At 66.9% G+C, this 21,857-nt stretch carries 18 protein-coding genes; 6 read left to right on the forward strand and 12 right to left on the reverse strand.

Annotation, left to right across the window (positions count from 1 at the left end):
• Window positions 1-172 precede the first annotated feature (172 nt).
• From CKW06_RS19930 to CKW06_RS19950, 5 genes are read right to left on the reverse strand one after another with little or no spacing between them, the layout of a single operon-like run.
• Window positions 173-1,240 carry an acyltransferase family protein gene (locus tag CKW06_RS19930; protein WP_024957029.1) on the reverse strand — a complete coding sequence of 356 codons (1,068 nt, stop codon included), beginning with the start codon at window positions 1,238-1,240 and terminating at the stop codon, window positions 173-175.
• Window positions 1,240-2,388 carry an N-acetylglucosamine-6-phosphate deacetylase gene (gene nagA / locus CKW06_RS19935; RefSeq protein WP_024957030.1) on the reverse strand — a complete coding sequence of 383 codons (1,149 nt, stop codon included), beginning with the start codon at window positions 2,386-2,388 and terminating at the stop codon, window positions 1,240-1,242. The genes CKW06_RS19930 and nagA overlap by 1 nt, the downstream gene beginning before the upstream one ends.
• Entirely contained in the window at window positions 2,388-3,416 is a 1,029-nt protein-coding gene (locus tag CKW06_RS19940) for an SIS domain-containing protein (RefSeq protein WP_005411044.1), read from the reverse strand. Before CKW06_RS19940 ends, nagA begins: the two co-directional genes overlap by 1 nt.
• 7 nt (window positions 3,417-3,423) lie before the next feature.
• Window positions 3,424-4,491: a LacI family DNA-binding transcriptional regulator gene (locus tag CKW06_RS19945; RefSeq protein WP_006391719.1), complete on the reverse strand. Its 1,068-nt coding sequence runs from the start codon at window positions 4,489-4,491 to the stop codon at window positions 3,424-3,426.
• Window positions 4,492-4,530: 39 nt separating this feature from the next.
• The gene (locus CKW06_RS19950) at window positions 4,531-5,817 is read right to left on the reverse strand and encodes a sugar MFS transporter (protein WP_024957031.1); all 1,287 of its coding nucleotides are present in this window, start codon (window positions 5,815-5,817) and stop codon (window positions 4,531-4,533) included.
• A gap of 378 nt (window positions 5,818-6,195) precedes the next feature.
• Here CKW06_RS19950 and CKW06_RS19955 point away from each other — a divergent pair, with 378 nt between their 5' ends.
• From CKW06_RS19955 to CKW06_RS19965, 3 genes are all read left to right on the forward strand, one after another.
• Complete coding sequence (locus CKW06_RS19955; protein WP_024957032.1) at window positions 6,196-7,215, forward strand: glucokinase family protein; 1,020 nt, start codon at window positions 6,196-6,198, stop codon at window positions 7,213-7,215.
• A 143-nt stretch (window positions 7,216-7,358) separates the two neighbouring features.
• Window positions 7,359-10,067 (forward strand): TonB-dependent receptor, encoded by a 2,709-nt coding sequence (locus CKW06_RS19960; RefSeq protein WP_024957033.1) that lies wholly within the window; start codon window positions 7,359-7,361, stop codon window positions 10,065-10,067.
• Window positions 10,068-10,178: 111 nt separating this feature from the next.
• On the forward strand, window positions 10,179-12,536 hold the full coding sequence (locus tag CKW06_RS19965) for a family 20 glycosylhydrolase (protein WP_024957034.1): 2,358 nt from the start codon (window positions 10,179-10,181) through the stop codon (window positions 12,534-12,536).
• Window positions 12,537-12,641: 105 nt separating this feature from the next.
• Here CKW06_RS19965 and CKW06_RS19970 read toward each other — a convergent pair whose 3' ends face one another.
• Together CKW06_RS19970 and CKW06_RS19975 are read right to left on the reverse strand one after the other, a co-directional pair.
• The gene (locus CKW06_RS19970) at window positions 12,642-13,034 is read right to left on the reverse strand and encodes a VanZ family protein (protein ID WP_024957035.1); all 393 of its coding nucleotides are present in this window, start codon (window positions 13,032-13,034) and stop codon (window positions 12,642-12,644) included.
• Entirely contained in the window at window positions 13,031-14,215 is a 1,185-nt protein-coding gene (locus CKW06_RS19975; protein WP_024957036.1) for a class I SAM-dependent methyltransferase, read from the reverse strand. The genes CKW06_RS19970 and CKW06_RS19975 overlap by 4 nt, the downstream gene beginning before the upstream one ends.
• A 59-nt stretch (window positions 14,216-14,274) precedes the next feature.
• On the opposite strand from CKW06_RS19975, the gene CKW06_RS19980 reads away from it, so the two are divergent.
• Complete coding sequence (locus tag CKW06_RS19980) at window positions 14,275-15,012, forward strand: pteridine reductase (RefSeq protein ID WP_024957037.1); 738 nt, start codon at window positions 14,275-14,277, stop codon at window positions 15,010-15,012.
• Between the two features lie 31 nt (window positions 15,013-15,043).
• Here CKW06_RS19980 and folK read toward each other — a convergent pair whose 3' ends face one another.
• Window positions 15,044-15,529 carry a 2-amino-4-hydroxy-6-hydroxymethyldihydropteridine diphosphokinase gene (gene folK / locus CKW06_RS19985; protein ID WP_005414495.1) on the reverse strand — a complete coding sequence of 162 codons (486 nt, stop codon included), beginning with the start codon at window positions 15,527-15,529 and terminating at the stop codon, window positions 15,044-15,046.
• Window positions 15,530-15,620: 91 nt separating this feature from the next.
• On the opposite strand from folK, the gene CKW06_RS19990 reads away from it, so the two are divergent.
• Both CKW06_RS19990 and CKW06_RS23650 read left to right on the forward strand, forming a co-directional pair.
• Complete coding sequence (locus tag CKW06_RS19990) at window positions 15,621-16,364, forward strand: proteasome-type protease (RefSeq protein WP_024957038.1); 744 nt, start codon at window positions 15,621-15,623, stop codon at window positions 16,362-16,364.
• A gap of 748 nt (window positions 16,365-17,112) precedes the next feature.
• The gene (locus CKW06_RS23650; protein WP_154699834.1) at window positions 17,113-17,268 is read left to right on the forward strand and encodes a hypothetical protein; all 156 of its coding nucleotides are present in this window, start codon (window positions 17,113-17,115) and stop codon (window positions 17,266-17,268) included.
• A gap of 75 nt (window positions 17,269-17,343) precedes the next feature.
• Here the strand turns inward: CKW06_RS23650 and CKW06_RS20000 are convergent, their stop codons facing one another.
• The 4 genes from CKW06_RS20000 to CKW06_RS20015 form a co-directional block, all read right to left on the reverse strand.
• On the reverse strand, window positions 17,344-18,855 hold the full coding sequence (locus CKW06_RS20000) for an ATP-binding protein (RefSeq protein WP_024957040.1): 1,512 nt from the start codon (window positions 18,853-18,855) through the stop codon (window positions 17,344-17,346).
• Window positions 18,856-18,859: 4 nt separating this feature from the next.
• Window positions 18,860-19,300 (reverse strand): response regulator, encoded by a 441-nt coding sequence (locus tag CKW06_RS20005; protein WP_005411057.1) that lies wholly within the window; start codon window positions 19,298-19,300, stop codon window positions 18,860-18,862.
• Window positions 19,297-21,114: a sensor histidine kinase gene (locus CKW06_RS20010; RefSeq protein ID WP_024957041.1), complete on the reverse strand. Its 1,818-nt coding sequence runs from the start codon at window positions 21,112-21,114 to the stop codon at window positions 19,297-19,299. The genes CKW06_RS20005 and CKW06_RS20010 overlap by 4 nt, the downstream gene beginning before the upstream one ends.
• Before the next feature lie 233 nt (window positions 21,115-21,347).
• The gene (locus tag CKW06_RS20015; protein ID WP_005411059.1) at window positions 21,348-21,731 is read right to left on the reverse strand and encodes a BON domain-containing protein; all 384 of its coding nucleotides are present in this window, start codon (window positions 21,729-21,731) and stop codon (window positions 21,348-21,350) included.
• Window positions 21,732-21,857: the final 126 nt, after the last annotated feature.

Genomic DNA, 21,857 nt, shown 5'->3' on the forward strand with positions numbered 1-21,857 from the left:
CCAGCCCTCACGCCGATGTGATGTGGCTGAAATCATTCATTTTTTCCGGCATCCGGAATCACGCGCAAAGCATCCATGCATGGCGTGGATCTACTGATCCTGCATCGCCAATCGATTCGCTCATGGCACCTGGTAAATCTACGTCATGCCTGGATGCCGTTGGCGGATGGGGTCAGATCTTCAGGTAGATCTTCCGCTTATCCAGCCACCACGCCACGCCCCACCACAGTGCGACGAACACCAGCGCCTGCAGCATCGACGCCAGCTCCAGCGCCTGCGGCATCGCGGTGGCCAGCTGCTGCCAGATCCACCCCCAGATCCCGGTGGCCATCAGCACCACCGACATCACCGATGCCCCCAGGTACGCGGTGATCGCATTGACCCCGAAGCGCCGGCCGAGTGCCGGCCAACCCTTCTGGTCGATCAGCACGTGGCCCAGCCACAGCGCCAGCGCGGCCAGGCCGCCGGTCCACAGCACGTAGCTGGGCGTCCACAGCTGCTTGTTCAACGGCAGAACCACGGCCAGCAGCAGGCCCAGCACAGCGGTCGCCACGCCCAGCCCTGCCAATGCCGCCGAACGCCCGTTGCGCAGCAGGCCACCGGCAAGCAGGCCGAGCACGGTACTGGCCAGCGCCCCCAGCGTGCTCAGCAATCCTTCCGGGTCATGGCCCAGTCCGGTATCGGCATGCCACTGGTAGATCCACGGTGCGAACAGCGCGGTATCCAGGCGGCTGGCCGGGTTGGTCCACGGCGCCAGGTCGCCGATGCCCAGCAGCAACAGGGTGTACCCCACCAACAGCGCGATCAAAGCGCCCACCTGCACGCGTGGTCGCGCGTAGACCGCCAGTACGCCCACCAACGCCGCACACACCGCGATGCGTTGCAGCACGCCCCAGATGCGGAAGTGATGCGTATCCAGTGCCCACCAGATCAGCAGATGCAGCAGCGCACCGGCCACCAGGATGCGCAGCGCTCGCTCCAGCACGCCGCGCGCCAACGCGGGTCGCGCCGCCGCATCCTGCGCGCGCGGCGCCACGCTGAAGGCCATCGACACACCGACCAGGAACAGGAAGAACGGGAACACCAGATCGGTCGGCGTGCAGCCATGCCAGTCCGAATGACGCAGCGGTGCAAACACCGCACTCCAGTCACCCGGGTTATTGACCAGCAGCATCGCCGCCACGGTGATGCCGCGCAGGGCATCGATCGAGCCCAGCCGGCGTGGCGGCGAACTGTTCATCAGGCGGCCTCGTACTGCCCGGCAATCCAGGTGCCCCGCACCTGCAGGGCATCATCCAGCAGCACCAGGTCGGCCTGGTAACCCTCGGCGATATGGCCCAGGCGGTCGTCGACGTTGAGGAACTGCGCCGGGTAAGTCGAGGCCATGCGTGCGGCTTCGGCCAGCGGCTGGCCGAGCAGCTGCACGGTGTTGCGCACCGCAGTGGCCATGTCCAGCGCCGAGCCGGCCAGCGAACCGGCAGCATTGCGCACCACGCCGTCGATGGCGGTGATGGTTTCGCCATACAGCACGTAACTGGGATCGTCGGCGCCAACCGGCGGCATCGCATCGGTCACCAGCAGCAGGCGACCGCGCGGCTTGGCTGCCAGCGCCACGCGCAGGCTGGCCGGGTGCACATGCACGCCATCGACAATGATGCCGATCCAGCTGTCGCGGTCCTCGAGCGCAGCGCCCACCGCACCGGGCTCACGCCCCTGCAACGGCGACATCGCGTTGTACAGGTGGGTGAAGCCACGCACGCCAGCATCCAGGCCGGCACGAATTTCTTCGTACGTGCCAGCAGTGTGGCCAGCAGCAACGATCACGCCACGTTCGACCAGCGCGCGGATGGTTTCCAGCGGCACGCGTTCCGGTGCCAGTGTCAGCAGGGTCACGCCGTTGTCCAGCGAGGCGGCCAGCGCGATTTCTTCTTCGTCCGGCACGCGGAACTTGCTGGGATCGTGGGTGCCCTTGCGCGCCGGCGCGATGTACGGGCCTTCCAGGTGGATGCCGATCACGCCGGGCACACCCTGCGCGATCGCTTCGCGCATCGCAGCGATTGCTTCGCGCATCACAGCCACGTCGTCGCTGATCAGCGTTGGCAGCATCGCGGTGGTGCCGAAGCGGCGGTGCGCCTGCGCGATGGTGCGCAGCGAGGCGACATCGGGCGTGTTGTTGAACAGCGCGCCACCGCCACCATTGACCTGCACGTCGATGAAGCCGGGCAGCAGCCAACCGCCGCCCAGGTCCACCTGCTCTGCAGCGTGGCCCAGCTGCGGTGCCGCATCGGGCAGCAGCGCGCTGATGCGACCGTCCTCGATCACCACCGCCAGATCGTCGCGGAATTCATCGCCGGCGAGAATGCGAGCATTGCGCAGGACCGTCGCCATCACACCGTCTCCGTGACCTTGTTCAGATGCGGCGGCAGGTCCGGGTTGAAGCCACGACGCAGCGCCAGCGCATTGATCGCGCGGTAGAAGCTCTGCACGGTCAGCAGCGGTGCGCACAGCGGGTGCGGCGCAGCAGCCACCGGCAGGTTGCCGCCAGCACCGGCCATCCATACCTGTGCGCCACGCGCGGTGAATTCCTCGACGACGGCACGGGTGCCGGCGCCGGTTTCATCCGGCTGGGCAAAGGCCAGCACCGGGAAGCCGCGGTCGACCAGCGCCATCGGGCCGTGCTTCACTTCAGCCGAGCTGTAGGCTTCGGCATGCAGGCTGCAGGTTTCCTTGAACTTCAGCGCCGCTTCCTGCGCCGCCCCCAGGCCCAGGCCACGGCCGAGCACGAACAGGTTGGTGGCCTCGACCAGGCCTTCGGTCACCGCGCTCCAGTCGCACTGCCACGCCTCACGCAGCGCGTCGGGCAGCAGGTCCAGCGCCGCGCGCAGGCTGCTGTCCTGCTTCCAGTACGCGGCCAGCTGCAGCAGCGCGGCCAGCGACGCCAGGTAACTCTTGGTCGCCGCCACGCTCTTTTCGGCACCCGCGTGCAGCGGAATGACCGTGTCGGCCAGCTGCGCCAGCGGTGAATCCTCGACGTTGACCAGCGCGATCACGCGCGCACCGGCCGCCTTGGCGGCCTCGGCGTTGCGCAGCAGGTCCGGGCTCTTGCCCGACTGCGAGATGACGATGAACAGTGCGCCGCGCAGCTGCAATGGTGCGGCGTAGACCGACCCCACCGATGGCGAGGCCGACGCGACCACCAGGCCCAGCTGGGTTTCCAGCAGATACTTGCCATAGGTGGCGGCGTGGTCGGAGCTGCCGCGTGCACAGGTGACCACGAACGGCGGCGGTGCAGCACGCAGGCTGGCGGCCAGGGTTTCCATGGTGGCGTGGTTGCGCGAGAACTGGCGCGCGACCACGTCGGCCGCTTCAGCGGCCTCGGCGAACATCAGGGTGGACGTGGGGTCTGACAGCGACATGGCAGGCTCAGGCAGGATCGGAAGGAAGGGGGCGTGCGCCGGCGGGGCGCATCGGCGCGGTCGAACCACGCACCACCAGCTGCGGCACGAAGCCCTGGTTGTGCAGCGGTGCCGGCGCATCGTCGTAGGCGTCGCTGCGCAGCTGCGCGATCAGCAGGCGCGCGGCGTGGCGGGCGATGTCCTCGGTGGCCTGCTTGGCGGTGGTCAGCGGCGGCCACGACTGGCGCGAGAACGGGCTGTCCTCGAAACCGGCGATGGACAGGTCGTACGGCACGTTCATGCCGGCCGACTTGGCAGCGGCCAGCACACCGGCGGCGATTTCATCGTTGGAACCGAAGATGGCGGTGGGCGGTTCGCGCAGCGCCAGCAGGCGGCGCGCACCGCGGAAACCGTCATCGAAGGTGTAGTCGCCCTGCACCACCAGGTGCTTGTCCACGGTCATGCCGTAGTCCTTCAGCGCGGCTTCGTAACCGGCGTAGCGCTCGCCGGAGGAACGGTGCGAGATGCCGCCCCAGAGGAAGCCGATGCGCTGGTGACCCAGCTGGATCAGGTGCTCGGTGATCTCATAGGCCGCCTCACGGTCGTCGACGAACACGCAGGCGCCGTCGGCCGGGTCTTCGGTGGCGGCGATGATGCGCACCAGCTTGATGCCGCGTGCGGTCAACGCCTGGATCAGGTCGCGGCGCTCGGACATCGGTGCGGTCAGCACCAGCCCGGCCAGCCGCGAACGCTGCACCCAGTCGGCCAGTTCATCGGCCAACAGCGGCGAGCTGGAGTCGCAGGGATGGATCTGCAGGCCGAAACCGGTCTCGCGGCATGCGGCCAGCACGCCGTTCTGCACGCCGATGATGTGGTACGGGTTCGGGTTGTCGTAGACCAGCCCGATCACGAAGGTGGTGCCGCTGCGCAGGTTGCGCGCGGACGGATCGGGCTCGTAGTCGAGTTCGGCGATGGCACGCAGCACCCGCGCACGGGTGGCCTGCATCACCGAGGGCTCGTTGTTGATCACCCGCGAGACCGTCTTCAGCGAGACCTTGGCCTTCTCCGCAACGTCCTTGATGGTCGCTCTGCGCATGGGTTTTCCCTGGGGTTGGCTGCCGTCCATCATCGCCGATCAGCGCTCCTGCGGCAGGCCGGCGCGGTGGCCGACCACCGAATAGAACAGGATGTACAGGTAGCAGGGCACCATCAGCAGCACGAACACCAGCTGGAAGTCGATGTGCTGCTTGAGCACGGCGAACAGCTGCGGAATGATCGCGCCACCGGCAATACCCATCACCAGCAGCGCCGAACCGGTCTCGGTGAAGCGGCCCAGGCCACGGATCGCCAGCGGGAAGATCGCCGGCCACATCATGGCGTTGGCAAAACCCAGCAGGGCCACGAAAGCCACCGACACGTAGCCGTGGGTGGCCCAGGCGCCAAGACAGAACACCACGCCCAGCACCGCCGAAATGGTCAGGTAGCGCGACTGCGAGACAACCTTGGGGATCAGCAGCAGGCCGACCACGTAACCGACCAGCATTGCGCCCAGGGTAAGCGAGGTGAACATCTTGGTCTGGTCCAGCGGCAGGTCGAAGCCGTGGCCGTAGGTACCGATGGCATCGCCGGCCATCACCTCCACGCCCACGTAGACGAACAGGCACAGCACGCCCAGCCACAGATGCGGGAACTGGAAGATGCTGCGACGCTCGGCGGCACCGGCCGCAACCGGCGTGGCATTGGCTTCGGACGACTTGATTTCCGGCAGCGGCGAGAACAGCACGGCCACCGCCAGCAGCACCAGCAGGCCGGCCATGGCCAGGTACGGCACATGGATCTTGGCGGCGAATTCGTTGAGCAGCGCGGCCTTGGTGACCGCATCAGCCGCCTGCACCTGCGCATCAAGGTCGCCGATGCCATGCAGCACCACGGTACCGATCAGCACCGGCGCGAGCATGCCGGCGATCTTGTTGCAGATGCCCATCAACGCGATGCGGCGTGCCGCCGTCTCGATGGGCCCAAGGATGGAGATGTAGGGGTTGATCGCGGTCTGCAGCAGGGCCAGGCCGCTGCCGATCACGAACAGGCCGCCGAGCGCGCCCGGATACCAGCGCTGGGTGGCGAATTCGCCGAACAGCGCGGCGCCCCCGGCCATCACCAGCAGGCTCAGGCTCAGGCCCTTCTTCATGCCGGTGCGGCGCAGAATCCACGATGACGGCAGGGCCAGGAAGAAGTAGGACAGGTAGAACACCATCAGCACCAGGAAGGCGCCGACCTCGCTGAGTTCGAAGGCGAGCTTGACGAAGGTGATCAGCGGGCCGTTGAGCCAGGTGAAGAAGCCGATCAGGAAGAACAGCACGCCGACGATGGCGATGGAGGTGGCCACGTTCGGGCGCACGCTTGCAGCGGAGACGGCGGACATCGGGAAGGGCTCCTGCGGCGACGGCCGCAGAACGCGGCGTCGGAGAGTGGCTGGGAACAACGTTGTCACATTCTTTCGATGGACAACCGCGGTTTGTCAACTTCCCCGCGAGGCCGCGTGAACCTCGTGCTGCACTGCGCAACCCGATGGCAGCGGATCGTGCTGAATGCGCCGCAGCCCTTGAGCCCCGTGCAGCAACGGTTCCAGCGTGAAACCCATGCTCACGCCATGTAAACGTTTACTGCACGCCGCATTCGTTGCGACGCAGCAACGAAAGTGTCACGAACTCGTTGACATCGTTGTCAGCGCGGTTACAGACTCCGCCCCAATCGCCGCCCTCGAACCTTGGGGACGGCCCCACCTGCAGCAGGAGCCCGCGTGACCGCCAGCCACCCCGCCCCGGCCCATGTCCTGTCCCGAATCGCGCCCTCGTTCCTGGCCGCCGACGTCGGTGGCACCCATGTGCGCGTGGCCCGGGTCCAGGCCAGCGGTGATGCCGCCCATCCGGTGCAGGTGCTGGAGTACCGCAAGTACCGCAACGCCGACCATGCAGGCCTCAGCGCGATCCTGTCCGACTTCCTCGGCGAAGGCCCGCGGCCCACGCACTGCGTGGTCGCCAGTGCCGGCTACGCCCGCGAGGACGGCACGGTGATCACCGCCAACCTGCCGTGGCCGCTGTCGGCACGCCAGGTGGAAGCCGACGTCGGCCTGCAGCGGGTCTTCATCGTCAACGACTTCGAAGCCGTGGCCTATGCCGCCGCGCAGGTTGACGCCAGTGGCGTGCTGCACCTGTGCGGACCGGAAACCGCCGCCCGCGGCCCGACCCTGGTGGTCGGCCCCGGTACCGGCCTCGGCGCCGCGCTGTGGATCCCCACCGCGCACGGCCCGGTGGTGCTCCCGACCGAAGCCGGCCAACCGACCCTGGCCGCCAGCACCGAACTGGAAATGGCCATCGTCCGCCACATGCAGCGCGACCGCGCGCACGTGTCGATCGAACACGCGATCTCCGGCCCGGGCCTGATGAACCTGTACCGCGCGGTATGCGCGCTGCAGGGCCAGGCGCCGACCCTGGCCAGCCCCGACGCGGTCACCGCTGCGGCCATGGCCGACAGCGATGCGCATGCGCGTCAGGCGCTGGATGTGTTCTGCGGCCTGCTCGGCAGCACTATCGGCGACATGGCGCTGTTCTACGGCGCCCATGGTGGCGTCTACCTGGCCGGCGGCATCCTGCCGCAGATCCGCGAATACCTGCACGCCAGCACCTTCGTCGAACGCTACCTGCAGAAGGGGCCGATGGGCGAAGCGCTGGCACGCATCCCGGTGAAGGTCGTCGAGCACGGCCAGCTGGGCGTGGTCGGCGCTGCCAGCTGGTACCTGCAGCAGCAGTCGGCCGCCTGACACCGCAACAGGCTTCAACGCAATCGCAGCACGCAGTACGTGGCACGCCAACGCACGGGACTTCGCCGCCGCCCCGCGCATGTCATCGCAACCGTAATCGAACACCGCCGCCGGCATCCAATCGAGTGATGAGGAGAGACATCATGAACACCCGCAAGACCCTGCTTTCGGCCGCCATCGTCAGCTGCATCGCCTTCAGTGCACATGCGCAGCAGGCCGCCCAGACCGCCACCGACCTGGATACCGTGCAGGTCACCGGCATCCGTGGGTCGATGGAAAAATCGCTGGACACCAAGCGCGAAGCCAATGCGCGCGTGGAAGTGGTCACCGCCGAAGACGTGGGCAAGCTGCCCGCGCACAACGTCGCCGACACCCTGCAGCGCCTGCCGGGCGTGAACATCAGCTCGTCCAGCGCCGACGAAGGCGGCTTCGACGAAGCCGACCGCGTCAGCCTGCGTGGTACCAGCCCGAGCCTGACCCAGACCCTGATCAACGGCCACACCGTCGGCACCGCCGACTGGTTCGTGCTCAGCCAGGGCAACAACGTCGGCCGCAGCGTGAGCTACTCGTTGCTGCCGTCGGAACTGGTGCGCTCGGTGGAAGTGAACAAGTCCTCGCAGGCCAAGCTGCAGGACGGCGGCACCACCGGTACCGTCAACATCCTCACCCGCAAGCCGCTGGAATTCTCCAAGCAGCTCACTGCGGAAGGCTCCATCGGCATGGTGCGTTCGGACCAGGCCAAGTCCAACGACCCGCAGCTGTCGGCACTGTTCAACTACAAGAACGACGAAGGCAACTTCGGCGTGATGGTGCAGGCCTTCAGCCAGAAGCGCGAGCTGCGCCGTGAAGCGCAGGAAATCCCGGGCGGTTTCTTCCAGATCGATCCGAATGGCACCGTGGCCAAGTCCAACCCGGACCTGGCCGGCGTATACGCGCCGGGCCTGCTTGGCTCGACCCTGTTCGAACAGACCCGCGAGCGCAAGGGCGGCCTGGTGTCGCTGCAGTTCAAGCCGATGGACAACCTGACCCTGGGCCTGGAAGGCTTCAGCTCGGAACTGAAGGCGAACAACTACAACCGCAACTTCATGCTGTGGGGTGGCCGCATCCTCAACGACCGCACCGTTGAAGATGCCAATGGCAACAAGATCCTGATTCCGGGCCAGGCCCCGAATCCGGGTTACGTCATCAAGGATGGCGTACTGTCCAACGCCACCTTCGCCGGCCAGGCCGACCGCGACTACGCGGTGTACGACATGATCTACCGCGAGTCGAAGGCCAAGACCAACTACATCACCTTCGATGCCGACTGGCAGATCAGCGACAACCTGGGCATGAAATTCCAGGCTGGCAGCACCAAGGGCACCGGCGAAACGCCGCGCCAGTACATCGCCGAAGTCAACCTGGCCCGTGGTGGCGGCGCCACCTGGGCAACCCACGGCAACGGCTCGCCGATCGACTGGAACGTCGGTGGCAACATCGGCCCGAGCGGCGTGAGCGACTTCGGCACCTGGGGCAACCAGCAGGTCACCGCGATCGACAAGGAAAAGTGGGCCACGCTCGATTTCAACCAGTACTTCGCCGACGCTGGCGTACTGAACTCGATTGATTTCGGCGCCCGCTTCGGCGACCACAAGCGCGAGGCCAAGTCGCCGGAAGGCGCAACCCCGGGCGCGATCTGGAATGCGCTGAAGAACGGCGCCACCGCCAACTTCCCCGGTGGCTTCGCCAACGGCATCGGTGGCAGCTTCCCGCGTGACCTGTGGTACTTCACCCCGGGCGCACTGAAGGAAGCAGTGACCAACAACTCCACCTGGCTGTCCGGCAATGACGGCCCGACCGGCCGCCACAACTACGGCGCCGAGTGGACGGTGTCCGAGAAGAACTTCGCTGCCTACGTACAGGGCAACTTCAGCGGCGACCGCTGGAGCGGCAACGTCGGCCTGCGCTACGTCAACATCAAGCAGGATATCGATACCTACGCCGCCGCCACCGGCTCGACCGTGCCGGACGTGAGCAGCCTGTTCGGCGCGTGGACCCGCGAAGCTTTCGAGAACAAGCACAACCGTGTGCTGCCGAGCGCCAACTTCAAGTACGACCTGCGTGACGACCTGGTGCTGCGCGTGGCCGCCTCGCAGACCCAGACCCTGCCGGACTTCTCGGCACTGGGTGCCTCGTCCTACGGTTCGGACCTGAACCGGACCGGCGGTGGCGGCAATCCGAAGTTGAAGCCGGTGGTGTCGACCAACTTCGACGCCAACCTGGAGTGGTACTTCATGCCGCGCGGCATGTTGTCGATCGGTGCCTACTCGATGCGCCTGAAGGACTACGTCGCCTTCAGCACCGAGAAGGAAATGCTGTTCAGCGAGCTGACCAACCGTCTCGAGGAATACAACATCTCCCGCCCGCGCAATGCCGACGGCAAGGTGCGCGGTATCGAAGTGGCCTATGAGCAGCCGATCGGCGAGTACTTCGGTGTCAATGCCAACTACACCTACGCCGATGGCAGCACCGACCACACCTGGGCCGATGGCAGCGACAACCTGCTGGGTACTTCGAAGAACACCTACAACGTCGGTGCCTACTTCGAGAACGATACCTTCGGTGCACGCGTCAGCTACACCCGCCGTTCGTCGTTCCTGATCGGCCTGTCCGGCGCCAACCCGTACTACCAGGATGACTTCGGCACCCTGTCGGCGTCGCTGAGCTACAAGGCCACCGACTGGCTGAGCATCAGCTTCGATGCGCTCAACCTCAACAACCCGACCTACAAGTACTACCAGACCGCGGCCATCCCGACCTCGTTCTACAGCAACGGTCGCCAGTACTACCTCAACTTCCGCTTCAAGTACTGATCCAGCGGCGGCAACATCGCCGAGTCGTGCACGCACGCCGGGCCTGGGTCATTCCGGGCCCGGCGTTTTTCATGTATAGCGTTCATCGCACCGTTCCAAGGAGTCGTACCGATGGTCAAGCCTTCCCGCGCCCGGATGCGCAGCGCAGTGCTGCTGGGCAGCCTGCTCGCCCTGTTGCCGGCACTGCCGGCACTTGCCGCCGACCCCACACCCGCCACTGAAGCACCCGGCCCCCTGCTGCGCGCCGGCAGCCTGATGCTGATTCCTGCCCCGGCCAGCGTGCAGCGCGGCCAGGGCAGCGGCATCACCGTCCGCGCCGACACCGTGCTGCAGGCCGAAGGCGAAGCCGCGCAGCGCGTCGCCAGCCAGTTCGCCGATCTGCTGGCCCGCAGCGGTGGTCCGCGCCTTGCACCAGCCAGCGGCAAGGCGGCAGGCACGTCGGGCAGCATCCGCTTCCAGATCGTGCCCACCTTCCGCGACAGCGGCGAAAGCTACACGCTGGAGAGCACCGCGCAGGGCGTGCTGATCCAGGCCGGCAACGAAACCGGCCTGTTCTACGGCGCGACCACCCTCGCCCAGCTCGCTACCGGCGGCAGCAACGGCGTGCTGCCGGCGGTGCAGATCCAGGACGCGCCGCGCTTCAGCTGGCGCGGTTTCATGCTCGATTCCGCACGTCACTTCCAGAGCCTGGACGAGATCAAGCGCGTACTCGACGCGATGGCCGCGCACAAGCTCAACACCTTCCACTGGCACCTCACCGACGACCAGGGCTGGCGCATGGAGATCAAGCGCTACCCGAAGCTGACCGACGTGGGCAGCTGCCGCCTGCCGGCCGGCGACGGTGGCATCGATCCGGTCACTGGCAAGGAGCATCCGTATTGCGGCTTCTACACGCAGGACCAGATCCGCGAAGTGATTGCCTATGCCGCGAAGCTGCATATCCAGGTGATTCCGGAAATCGATGTGCCGGGCCACGCGACTGCCGCGATTGCTGCGTATCCGGAGCTGGGCACCATCGATACGCCGTTGAAGCCGATCAGCGAATGGGGCGTGTTCCCCAACCTGTTCAACACTGAAGACAGCACCGTCACCTTCCTCGAGAACGTGCTGGAAGAAGTGATCGACCTGTTCCCGGCCAAGTACGTGCACGTCGGTGGCGACGAGGCGGTGAAGGACCAGTGGGAAGCGTCGAAGCAGGTGCAGCAGCGCATGCGTGCGCTGGGCATCAAGGATGAAATGGCCATGCAGAGCCACATCATCAAGCGCCTGGAGACCTTCCTGGAGGAGCACGACCGGCGCCTGATCGGCTGGGATGAGATCCTCGAAGGCGGGCTGCCGCCGCAGGCCACGGTGATGTCCTGGCAGGGCACCGAAGGCGGCCTGGCTGCGGCCAGCGCCGGCCATGACGTGATCATGTCGCCGGTCGGCTACCTCTATCTGGATTACCTGCAGACGGCCTCGCCGAACGAACCGCCCGGCCGCCCGACCCAGGTCAACCTCGGCAAGCTGTACAACTTCGAGCCGGTGCCGGCCGAGCTGGCCGCTGACAAGCGCGGGCACATCCTCGGCCTGCAGGCCAACATGTTCACCGAGCACACGCGCAGCTACGCACGCCTGCAGCACAACCTGTTCCCACGCCTGGCCGCCGTGGCCGAGACCGGCTGGAGCACGCCGGAACATCGCGATTTCCGCGATTTCCTCGCGCGCCTGCCGTCCCAGCTGCAGCGCTACCGTGCCTGGGGTCTGGCCTATGCGCAGACCCCGTTCGAAGTGGGCGTGGACTACACCGACAATCGCGCGGACAACACGGTGACGGTGTCGCTGGCCAATCCGCTGGGCTATGAAGTGCGCTACAGCACCGATGGGCAACCGCTGAGCGCGCAGTCACCGCTGTACCAGCAGCCGCTGACCGGAAAACTGCCAACCACCGTGCAGGCTGCCGCGTTCTACCAGGGCCAGATGCTGGCGGCGAAACCGACCATTGCCACCTTCACCGCACAGTCGCTGCTCAGCCGCCGCAGCGATGAGCTGCTCAGCTGCGTGGGCAAGAAGGGCCTGGTGCTGCGCCTGGAAGACGATGGCCCACGCGAAGGCAACCGTGCGGTGTTCAACGTGGACATCTTCCAGCCGTGCTGGCGCTGGCCGCAGGCACAGCTGGACGGCATCGGCAGCCTGGAGGTCCGCGCGGGGCGTATTCCGTACTACTTCCAGCTTGCCCACGATGAACCCAAGCGTCGCTTCGAGAAGGCCAAGCGGCCACACGGTGAGATGCAGGTACGCCGTGGCGACTGCAGCGGCAAGGTGCTGGCGGAAGTACCGCTGCCGGCCACGCCGGATGCCGATGGCTTCGTGACCCTGCGCGCGGCGCTGCCGAAGGGGACGCAGGGCAGCGGTGACCTGTGCATCAACTTCACTGGCGACACGCGCCCGGCGATGTGGGTGCTGGATGAGGTGACCCTGGGGAAATGACGGCAGGCCTGTCCAGGTGGGTGCCGGCCTTGGTCGGCACCTCGGGCAGAGCATCCACGCATGGCGTGGATCTACGGGTAGGTGCCAACCTGGGTTGGCACGCCTTTACCCGCGCCAGCGCAGCAGCAGGTCGCGCAGCGGGGTCAGTGCGGTGGCCATGCCGGCGAGCACACCGACCGTATTGGCGATGGCATCCATCGGGTCGGCCATGCGGTTGCTGGTCAGCGCACCCTGGGCAAATTCGATGCCGATGCCCATCAACACCAGGCCCACGCCCACCCACAGCAGCGGGCGGCCCCGACGGAACAGCTGCACCGCGCTGCCGGCCAGGATGAAGTAGGCGAGGAAGTGCTCGCCCTTGTCGCTGTTTTCCGGCAACGGAATCGGCGGCGGTGGAATCAGGCAGACCACGATCACCAGCAGTACTGCCGTCGCCCATAGCGCGGCCCACAAGCGCGGCCGCCGCAGTGGCTTGATCGCCGACAACACCTCGCTCACAGGCGCCAGCTCAGGTCACCCAGCTCGAAGGCCGGTTCGAAGTCGACGCCACGCTGCAGGCCGATGGCCTGGAAGCGCTCGCCCATCTCGGTCGGCAGGGTCAGCTTCTTCACCTGGTCGCGCAGCTGGATGCGGCCGACCTCATCGGTGCGTTCCTCGGCCAGCAGCAGCACCTGGTCCAGGCCGTTGCCGAGCAGGAAGCTGGCCTGGCTGCAGTAGCCGGCCAGCTCGAATCCGCCGTGCATGCCGGCCTCGGCCATCGCGGTGAAATCCACCGACGCGGTGATGTCCTGCAACCCTGGCCAGCGGTGCACGTCGTTGTGCACGTGGTGGCGGTAGAACGCACGCACGGTGCCATCGTCGCGGTCGTGCTGGTAGAACTCGCTGCGGCTGTAGCCGTAGTCGACGAACAGCATCGCACCACGCTGCATGCCACCGGCCACCGCCTGCAGCCAGTACGGCAGCTGCGGCAGCACTTCAGAACGGTAGCCTTCGGCGAAAGGCTTTTCCAGGTAGCGCTCGATATGGCGCACCGCACCGTTGAGCAGGATGTCGGCCGGCTGCGCGCCACGGATGAAGTTGCCCTCGGCGTCCAGCTCGACGGTTTCCTCGTAGACCTCGCCGTCCCGGATCAGGAAGCGCGGGGTCGGCAGCGCGTCGATCACCTCGTTGGCGAACACCACGCCTTCCCAGTCCTCCTCGAACGGGCGGTCGACCCAGTCCACGCGCGCGGCCAGCTCGGCCGGCAGGTTCTGCTGCAGGCGCTGCTGCTGGCGCTCGCGCAGGTCGGCGCTGGGTTCCAGGATGGCGTAGCGCGACGGCAGCGCGTCCAGCTTGGCCAGGCGCAGCAGCACCGCCTCGGCGAAGGCGCCGGTGCCGCCGCCCAGTTCCAGCATCCGCGCCTGCGCACCCAGCTGGGCAAACACCGGCGCCAGCGCATTGGCCACGCTGCCGGCGAACAGGCTGCCGAGCTCGGGCGCGGTGGTGAAGTCGCCACTGCCACCGAACTTGCTGGCGCCGGCGCTGTAATAGCCCCAGCCGGGGGTATACAGGCAGAGCTCCATGAAGCGCGAGAACGGTATCGCCCCGCCCTGGGCAAGGATCTCGGCGCGCAGGGCGGCCGCCAGCTGGTCGCTATGGGCCAGGGCATCGGCTTCGGGCAGGGGGAAGGTGGGCTGCATGGCGTCTTCGAATGCGGTGACAATGGTGCACAGGATAGCCGAGCCTTGGAGGACCCTCGATGAGCGATACCCACCCCGTGGTCCTGATCACCGGCAGCGCGCGCCGGATCGGTGCGGCCATCGCCCGCCAGTTCCACGCCTGTGGCTGGTCGGTGGTGCTGCACGCCAATACCTCCAGCGCCGAGCTGCAGCAGGCCGCGTTCGATTTCGACAACGTGCGCCCGGGCAGCGTGCTGGCCCTGCAGGCCGACCTGCGTGACGCCGACGCCCTGGCCGACCTGGTGGAACAGGCGGTCACCCACTTCGGCCGACTGGACGCGCTGGTCAACAACGCCTCCAACTTCTTCCCCACCCCGCTCGGCCAGGTCACTGCCGAGGCAATGGACGAGCTGTACGCGGTCAACGCGCGCGCGCCACTGCTGCTGTCACAGGCCGCGGCGCCCTACCTGCGCCGCCAGCAGGGCTGCATCGTCAACCTGACCGACCTGCACGGCACCGACCCGATGCGCGACCACATCGCCTACACCATGGCCAAGGCCGCGCTGGAGATGGCCACCCGCTCGCTGGCACTGGAGCTGGCGCCGAAGGTGCGGGTCAATGCGGTGGCGCCGGGTGCGATCCTGTGGCCGGAGCAGGGCAAGGACGATTTCGCCCGCGAGGCACTGCTGGCGCGCACGCCGCTGGCACGGATCGGCACGGTCGAGGAGATCGCCGAAGCGGTCTACTGGCTGGTGGCCGAAGCCAGCTTCGTCACCGGCCACACCCTGCGCGTGGATGGTGGGCGCACGGTCAGTTGAGGTAGTGCCGGCCGCTGGCCGGCAACCGCCGTCATTCCAGGTCCACCACCTCGAACGCGTCGCCAAACTGCGCGTGCGCCCGCCACAGCGTGGCCAGGTCCTGCCCGCTGACCGGGTCGATGAAGCCCGGCGCGATGTCCGCCAGCGGCTTCAGCACGAAGGCATGCTTCAGTTCCGGGCGCGGAATGCGCAGGTGGCCGGGGCCTTCCACCACCAGGTCGCCGTAGAACACCACGTCGATGTCCAGGGTCCGGTCGGAGAAGCGCGGCCCGCTGCGATCGCGGCCGTGCGCGTCTTCCAGCGCATGCAGCCAGTCGTCCAGTTCCTGCAGTGGCAGATCGGTCTCGATCGCCACCGCATTGTTGAGGAAGGCCGGGCCATCGAAGCCGACCGCGGCAGTACGGTAGGCGGGTGACACCTGCAGTGCGCCAAAGCGCTCGCGCAGGGCCGTCACCGCGGCGTGGAGGTAGCGGCGGGGCTGGACGTTGCTGCCCAGGCTCAGGAGCACGGTGGTCATGCGGTTCAGGTGACGGCACTTGGGGGGCGTGGACATGCCGTCGTCACGGCGGCCTGCCTACAATCCGGGACGCACATGATAGGGCACCGACATGACCTATTGCGTTGGAATCGAGGTGGACGAAGGCCTGGTCTTCGCTGCCGACACCCGGACCAATGCCTCGCTGGACGATGTGCGCGTGCACCGCAAGCTGCACGTGTTCGAGTTCCCCGGCCAGGCAGCCTACGTGCTGATGGCGGCTGGCAACCTGGCCACCACCCAGCTGCTGGTGTCGCGCCTGGGGCGCGACGCCAGTGAACGGCGCACGCCCAACCTGCGCGACATGACCCATCTGTTCGAAGCTGCCGAGTACGTCGGCCAGCTGCTGGTGGACAGCCAGGTGCACAGCAGCCAGAGCGAGCACGGCCATGACGGGGTCAACACCCAGGCGACGCTGATTTTCGGTGGCCAGATCGCTGGCGAGCGGCCCGGGCTGTACATGATCTATCCGCTCGGCAACGCCATCGCCGCTTCGCCGGAGACGCCCTATCTTCAGATCGGTGAGTCCAAGTACGGCAAGCCCATCCTGGACCGCATCCTCAGCCCGGCCACACGCCTGGAGGACGCGGCGCGCACGGCAATCGTGTCGCTGGATTCGACCATTCGCTCCAATCTGTCGGTAGGCCTGCCGATCGACCTGGCGCTGCTGCGTGATGGTGACCTGCGCATCGGGCAGCAGCTGCGGCTCGGCGCGGATTCAACGTTGTATGCGGACATCCACCAGAACTGGTCACGGCGCCTGGAACAGGCGGTGGACGCCCTGCCACGCTTCCCCTGGGAAACTTCCGAACGGTAGTGCCGGCCGCTGGCCGGCAACTGCATTGATCCCGCCACACAGGGATGCCGGCCAGCGGCCGGCACTACCGGGGCATCAGCCCAGCGCCTCGGCCACGGCGCGGAAGACCAGCTGCATCTGCAGCGGCTGGAGCAGGCGCTGCCACGCTTCCCCTGGGAAACTGCCGAACGGTAGTGCCGGCCGCTGGCCGGCAACCGCGTTGATCCCGCCCCACAGGGATGCCGGCCAGCGGCCGGCACTACCGGGGCATCAGCCCAGCGCTTCGGCCACGGCGCGGAAGACCTGCTGCATCTGCAGCGGCTGGAGCAGGCGGTGGACGCCCTGCCACGCTTCCCCTGGGAAACTGCCGAACGGTAGTGTCGGCCGCTGGCCGGCAACCGCGTTGATCCCACCACACAGGGATGCCGGCCAGCGGCCGGCACTACCGGGGCATCAGCCCAGCGCTTCGGCCACCGCGCGGAAGACCTGCTGCATCTGCAGCGGCTGGAACAGGCGGTGGACGCCCTGCCACGCTTCCCCTGGGAAACTGCCGAACGGTAGTGCCGGCCGCTGGCCGGCAACCGCATTGATCCCGCCACACAGGGATGCCGGCCAGCGGCCGGCACTACCGGGGCATCAGCCCAGCGCTTCGGCCACGGCGCGGAAGACCTGCTGCATCTGCAGCGGCTGGAACAGGCGGCGGACGCCCTGCCACGCTTCCCCTGGGAAACTGCCGAACGGTAGTGCCGGCCGCTGGCCGGCAACCGCATTGATTCCACCACACTGGGATGCCGGCCAACGGCCGGCACTACCTGGCATCAGCCTGCGCTTCGGCCGCTGCGCGGAAGACCAGCTGCATCTGCAGCGGCTGGAACAGGCGGTGGACGCCCTGCCACGCTTCTCCTGGGAAACTGCCGAGCGGTAGTGCCGGCCGCTGGCCGGCAACCGCGTTGATCCCGCCACACAGGGATGCCGGCCAGAGGCCGGCACTACCGGGGCATCAGCCCAGCGCTTCGGCCACGGCGCGGAAGACCTGCTGCATCTGCAGCGGCTTGTGCAGCACATGCACCTCCACGCCGTCCGGGAAGGCATCGGCCGCGACCGGCACTGCCGGGTCTTCCAGTACCAGTGCCGGGCCGCGATAGCCCAACGTCGCCATCTCGCCCAGCAGCTGGCTGGCCGGCAGCAGCTTGGAGCCGGCATCGGCAATCACCAGCGCGGGCATCGCCTCCTGCTGCATCCAGCGCAGCGCTGCCGGGCCATCGGAAGCCAACTGCAGCTGGTAGCCCTGGCTGGACAGCGCATTGCCCAGCAGCGATAGGCGCGTGGCTTCGCCATCGACCACCAGGATCGATTGGCCGCTGCCCAAGGCCACCAGCTGTTCGATCGGCTCGCTGCCATCGATGGCGTCGTGCATCGGCAGGCGCAGTTCGAAGCAGGTGCCCTGCCCCGGCTGGCTGCTGACGTGAATGCTGCCGCCGGCACCTTCGACGATGCGCTTGCAGGAAATCAGCCCCAAGCCAGTGCCGTCGGCCTTGGTGGTGAAGAACGGATTGAACAGGTGCGACAGCGTGTCCGCATCCATGCCGATGCCTTCGTCGGCGACCCGTATGTGCATCCAGTCCACGCCATCGCGATGGCCGGCATGGCTGGCAGTCAGGCTCAGGCGACCACCGTTGGGCATCGCCTGTATCGCGTTGAGTGCCAGGTTCAGCATCACCTGCTGCAGTTCGGTGTAGTTGGCGTCGACCACCAGGCCTTCGTCCTGCACCTGCAACTCCAGGCGCACCGCATCAGGCACGTTGCTGCGCAACAGCAGTGCCACCGCATCGAACAGGCCATCGATCTCGATGCGCTCGCTCGGCTTGCGCGAACCGCGCACGAACGACAGCATCGATTCGGCCATCTCATGGCCACGGCGGCCGCACTCGGCGATGACATCGGCCAGGTGGTGCAGCTGCGGATCGTCGGTACGCGCCTTCAGCAGGTCCGGCATGATCAGCAACGGCTGCAGGATGTTGCGCAGGTCGTGGCTGAGCCCGGCTGCGAGCAGCGACAGGCTTTCCAGGCGCTGTGCGCGCATCAGCTCGGTTTCCACCCGTGCGCGCTCGATCGCGTTGCGTGCATCGCGGATCGCACGTGCCACCGCCGACGGCAGCCGCGCCGGCTGGTGCTTGATGATGTAGTCATTGGCGCCCTTCTGCAGCGCCGCCACCGCATTCTCCTCACCCATGGTGCCGGAGACGAAGATGAAGGGTATTTCCGGCGAGGTCTCGCGCACGATGCGCAGCGCATCATCACCGGAAAACCCCGGCATGCTCAGGTCGGACAGCACGATGTCCGGCTGGAACGCGGCCAGTGCCTGGCGCAGTTCGGCCTCGCTCTCGACACGCTCGAAGCGGGCCTCCAGGCCCGCATCGAGCATCTGTTCGGACATCAGCTCGGCATCTTCCGGTGAGTCCTCCACCAGCAGGATGCGCAGCGCCCCCAGGGCGGGACCGGTCAAGGGCATGGGCTCACTCGAGTTCCGGTGCCTGGTTGATCAACGCCCAGAACTTGCCCAGCGTCTGTACGGCGCCGAAGAACTGGTCCACGTCCACTGGCTTGACCACATAAGCATTCACGCCCATGTCCCAGCTCCGGGCCAGATCGCTTTCCTCGCGCGAGGACGACAGGATCACCACCGGCAGGCGCTTGAGTTCTTCGTGTTCACGGATCTGCCGCAGCACTTCCAGGCCATCCATGCGCGGCATCTTGATGTCCAGCAGCAGCACCGCCGGCAGGCCTTCCTCGCGGTTGGCGAAGGCACCACGGCGCAACAGGTAGTCCATCACTTCCACGCCATCCTCGACGTGCACGATGGGGTTGGCCAGACGCGCCTCTTCCAGGGCGTCGATCGCCATTTCGGCGTCGGCCGGGCTGTCTTCGGCGAGAAGAATGGTGCGCAAAGTGGTCATGCAGAAGGCCCTTGTTTGTCCGCATCGATCGCGGGAGGCAGGTAGAAGTGGAAGGTGGCGCCGACGTCCGGTTCAGCCTCGGCCCAGATACGGCCACCATGACGGGTGAGCACGCGGCGCACGCTGGCCAGGCCGATGCCGGTACCCGGGTAGTCGCTGGCCTTGTGCAGGCGCTGGAAGACACCAAACAGCTTGCCGGCGTAGGCCATGTCAAAGCCTGCACCATTGTCGCTGACCGTGAACTGATGACCGCCGTCAGGCTGCGGCTGGTAGTCCACGCGAATCTTCGCCGGTTCGCGGTTGCCCGAGTACTTCACCGCGTTGCCGAGCAGGTTCAGCCAGACCTGGCGGATCATGTTCTCATCGCCGACCACGATCGGCAGCGGCGCGATGCTCCACTCCACCTGGTGCACATGGCCACTGTTCTCCGCCTCGGCCTGCAGGTTGGAATCGAGCATGGCGCGGGTATCGGCCACCAGCGACTGCATGTCCACCGCCTGCTGGCGCATCGCCGCGCGGCCCAGGCGCGAGTAGACCAGCAGGTCATCGATCAGCGCCGCCATGCGCCGGGCCGAACTGGAGATCACGTCCAGGTAATGACGGCTCTTGTCATCGGCGGCGTCGCCGAGGTGGCGCGACAGCTTGTCGGAGAATCCGGCGACGTGGCGCAGCGGTGCACGCAGGTCATGCGAGACCGAGTAGCTGAAGGCCTCCAGCTCGCGGTTGACCTCGGACACCTGCGCGACCTTGCCTTCCAGCTGGCGGTTGAGCTCTTCAACGCGCAGCTGGACTGCGCGTTGCATGGTGACATCGCTGACTGTCAGCAGCACCACTTCATCATCGGTATCGGGCAGCGGCATGCGCCGTGCGTTCAGCAGCATGTAGCGCGCCATGCCGTCGGCGGTGCGCTGTTCGTGCTCGAAATCCCACAGCTCGCGGCCGCGCAGCAGCACGTCGGACAGGCGTTGGCGCACGACGGCGTCCTTCCAGGCGCCGTCGCCGACGCTTTCCAGCAGCAGGCCATCGGCGCGTTCGTCCTGCAGCCCGTACAACTCGGCGAAGGCGGGGTTATGCAACTGCACGCGCAGGTCGCGGTCGAGCAGCACGATGGGTTCGCGCACGGTCTGCAACACCGATGCCGCGCGTGCCGCCGAGCGCAGCGATTGGCGTTCGGCGTGCAGGCGCCGCCCGATCTGCCGCTGCAGGAGCCAAAGCACCAGGCCGAGCAGTCCCAGCTGGATCACCAGCGAACTCCAAGACACCAGCTCGGTCTGCTTGCGCTGGCGCGCCGCCTGCTCGGCCCGCAGTGTCAACAGTCGCTGTTCGCTGGCCTGGAGTTCTTCCACCAGGCCACGGATCGGATAGCGCGTGCTCAGGTCCTTCACCAGCTCGCGCTGATCGCTGTTGGGTTCAGATCTGGCCAGTTCACGGGCAAGCGCCATCCGCCCTTCCAGCATCGATTCGATACGGCCGATGCGGATCAGCTGGTCAGGGTTGTCGCGGGTCATCCGCCCCAGTTCGGCCAAGCGCCCGGGGATGTCGTTGGCTGCGGCCATGCGCTCGCGCAACCCAGGTGCGTCCACGCCCTTGGACAGCGTCAATGCGGCCGATTCGACGTCGCGCACATCAGCCTGCAGCTGCTGCAGGGCCACGCCTACCGCCTGGGTATGGTTGACCCAGGCCATTGCCTGCTCGTTGTCCTGCTGCAGTTTGCGCAGGGTCAACCACGGCACCACGATGATCGCTGCGGCCGCCAGCGCCAAGGCCGGCAACCGCCAGCGGTCCCAGATGTCGTCACTGAAAACCAGCGCCATAGTTCCTCTTCAGCACGGCCGCAGGGCGTCGGCCGGACCCTGTCCGGCTGCGGCGGAACCGGCAATATAGCGCAGGCGGTCACAACGCAGGGGTTTCCCCCTGGTTGGCTGAACAGGTTCGCAGTCATCAGACCTGTAGAGCCGGGCCATGCTCGGCTGCCTTGGAGGTCCAGCCGAACATGGCCGCGGCCCTACAGCTCAACGGGCGCCCCGCGAGGGGGCGCCCATCAGGTTCAGCGCTTGGCGGCAGCGCTGACCTTCAATGCGGCTGCATCAACGCGGGTCACGCCCTTGATGCCCTTGGCGGTGGTGACGGCCTTGTCCTTTTCGGCCTGGCTCGCTACGGCACCACTCAGGCTGACCACGCCGTTCACGGTTTCCACCTTGATTTCGGTACCCGGAACGTTGCTGCTGGCGAGCAGGTCGGCCTTCACCTTGGTGGTGATCCAAGTATCGGTCACCGGCTCGTTGGAATCGTGGCGATCAGCATGGGTCGCCGGGTGCGCGCTGGTCGGCGGGCTCTTCGCGGCCGGATCCTTGGCGAATGCGGCCGAGGAGGACAGCGCCAGGCCCAGCGTCAGGGCGGAGGCAATCAGCGTGCGGGTCGTATTGCTCATCGTGTCGTACTCCTTCGGAATGTGCTGCCAGTCTGGACAACCCGGCGTAGAGCAGGCGTGGGGTTGCGGTCATGCCGCTGTGAATCGGGCTATCTGCAACGACAACCGTTCAGCTTTGGCCCGTGA

This window comes from Stenotrophomonas maltophilia (assembly GCF_900186865.1).
GTDB classification, from domain to species: Bacteria; Pseudomonadota; Gammaproteobacteria; order Xanthomonadales; family Xanthomonadaceae; genus Stenotrophomonas; species Stenotrophomonas maltophilia.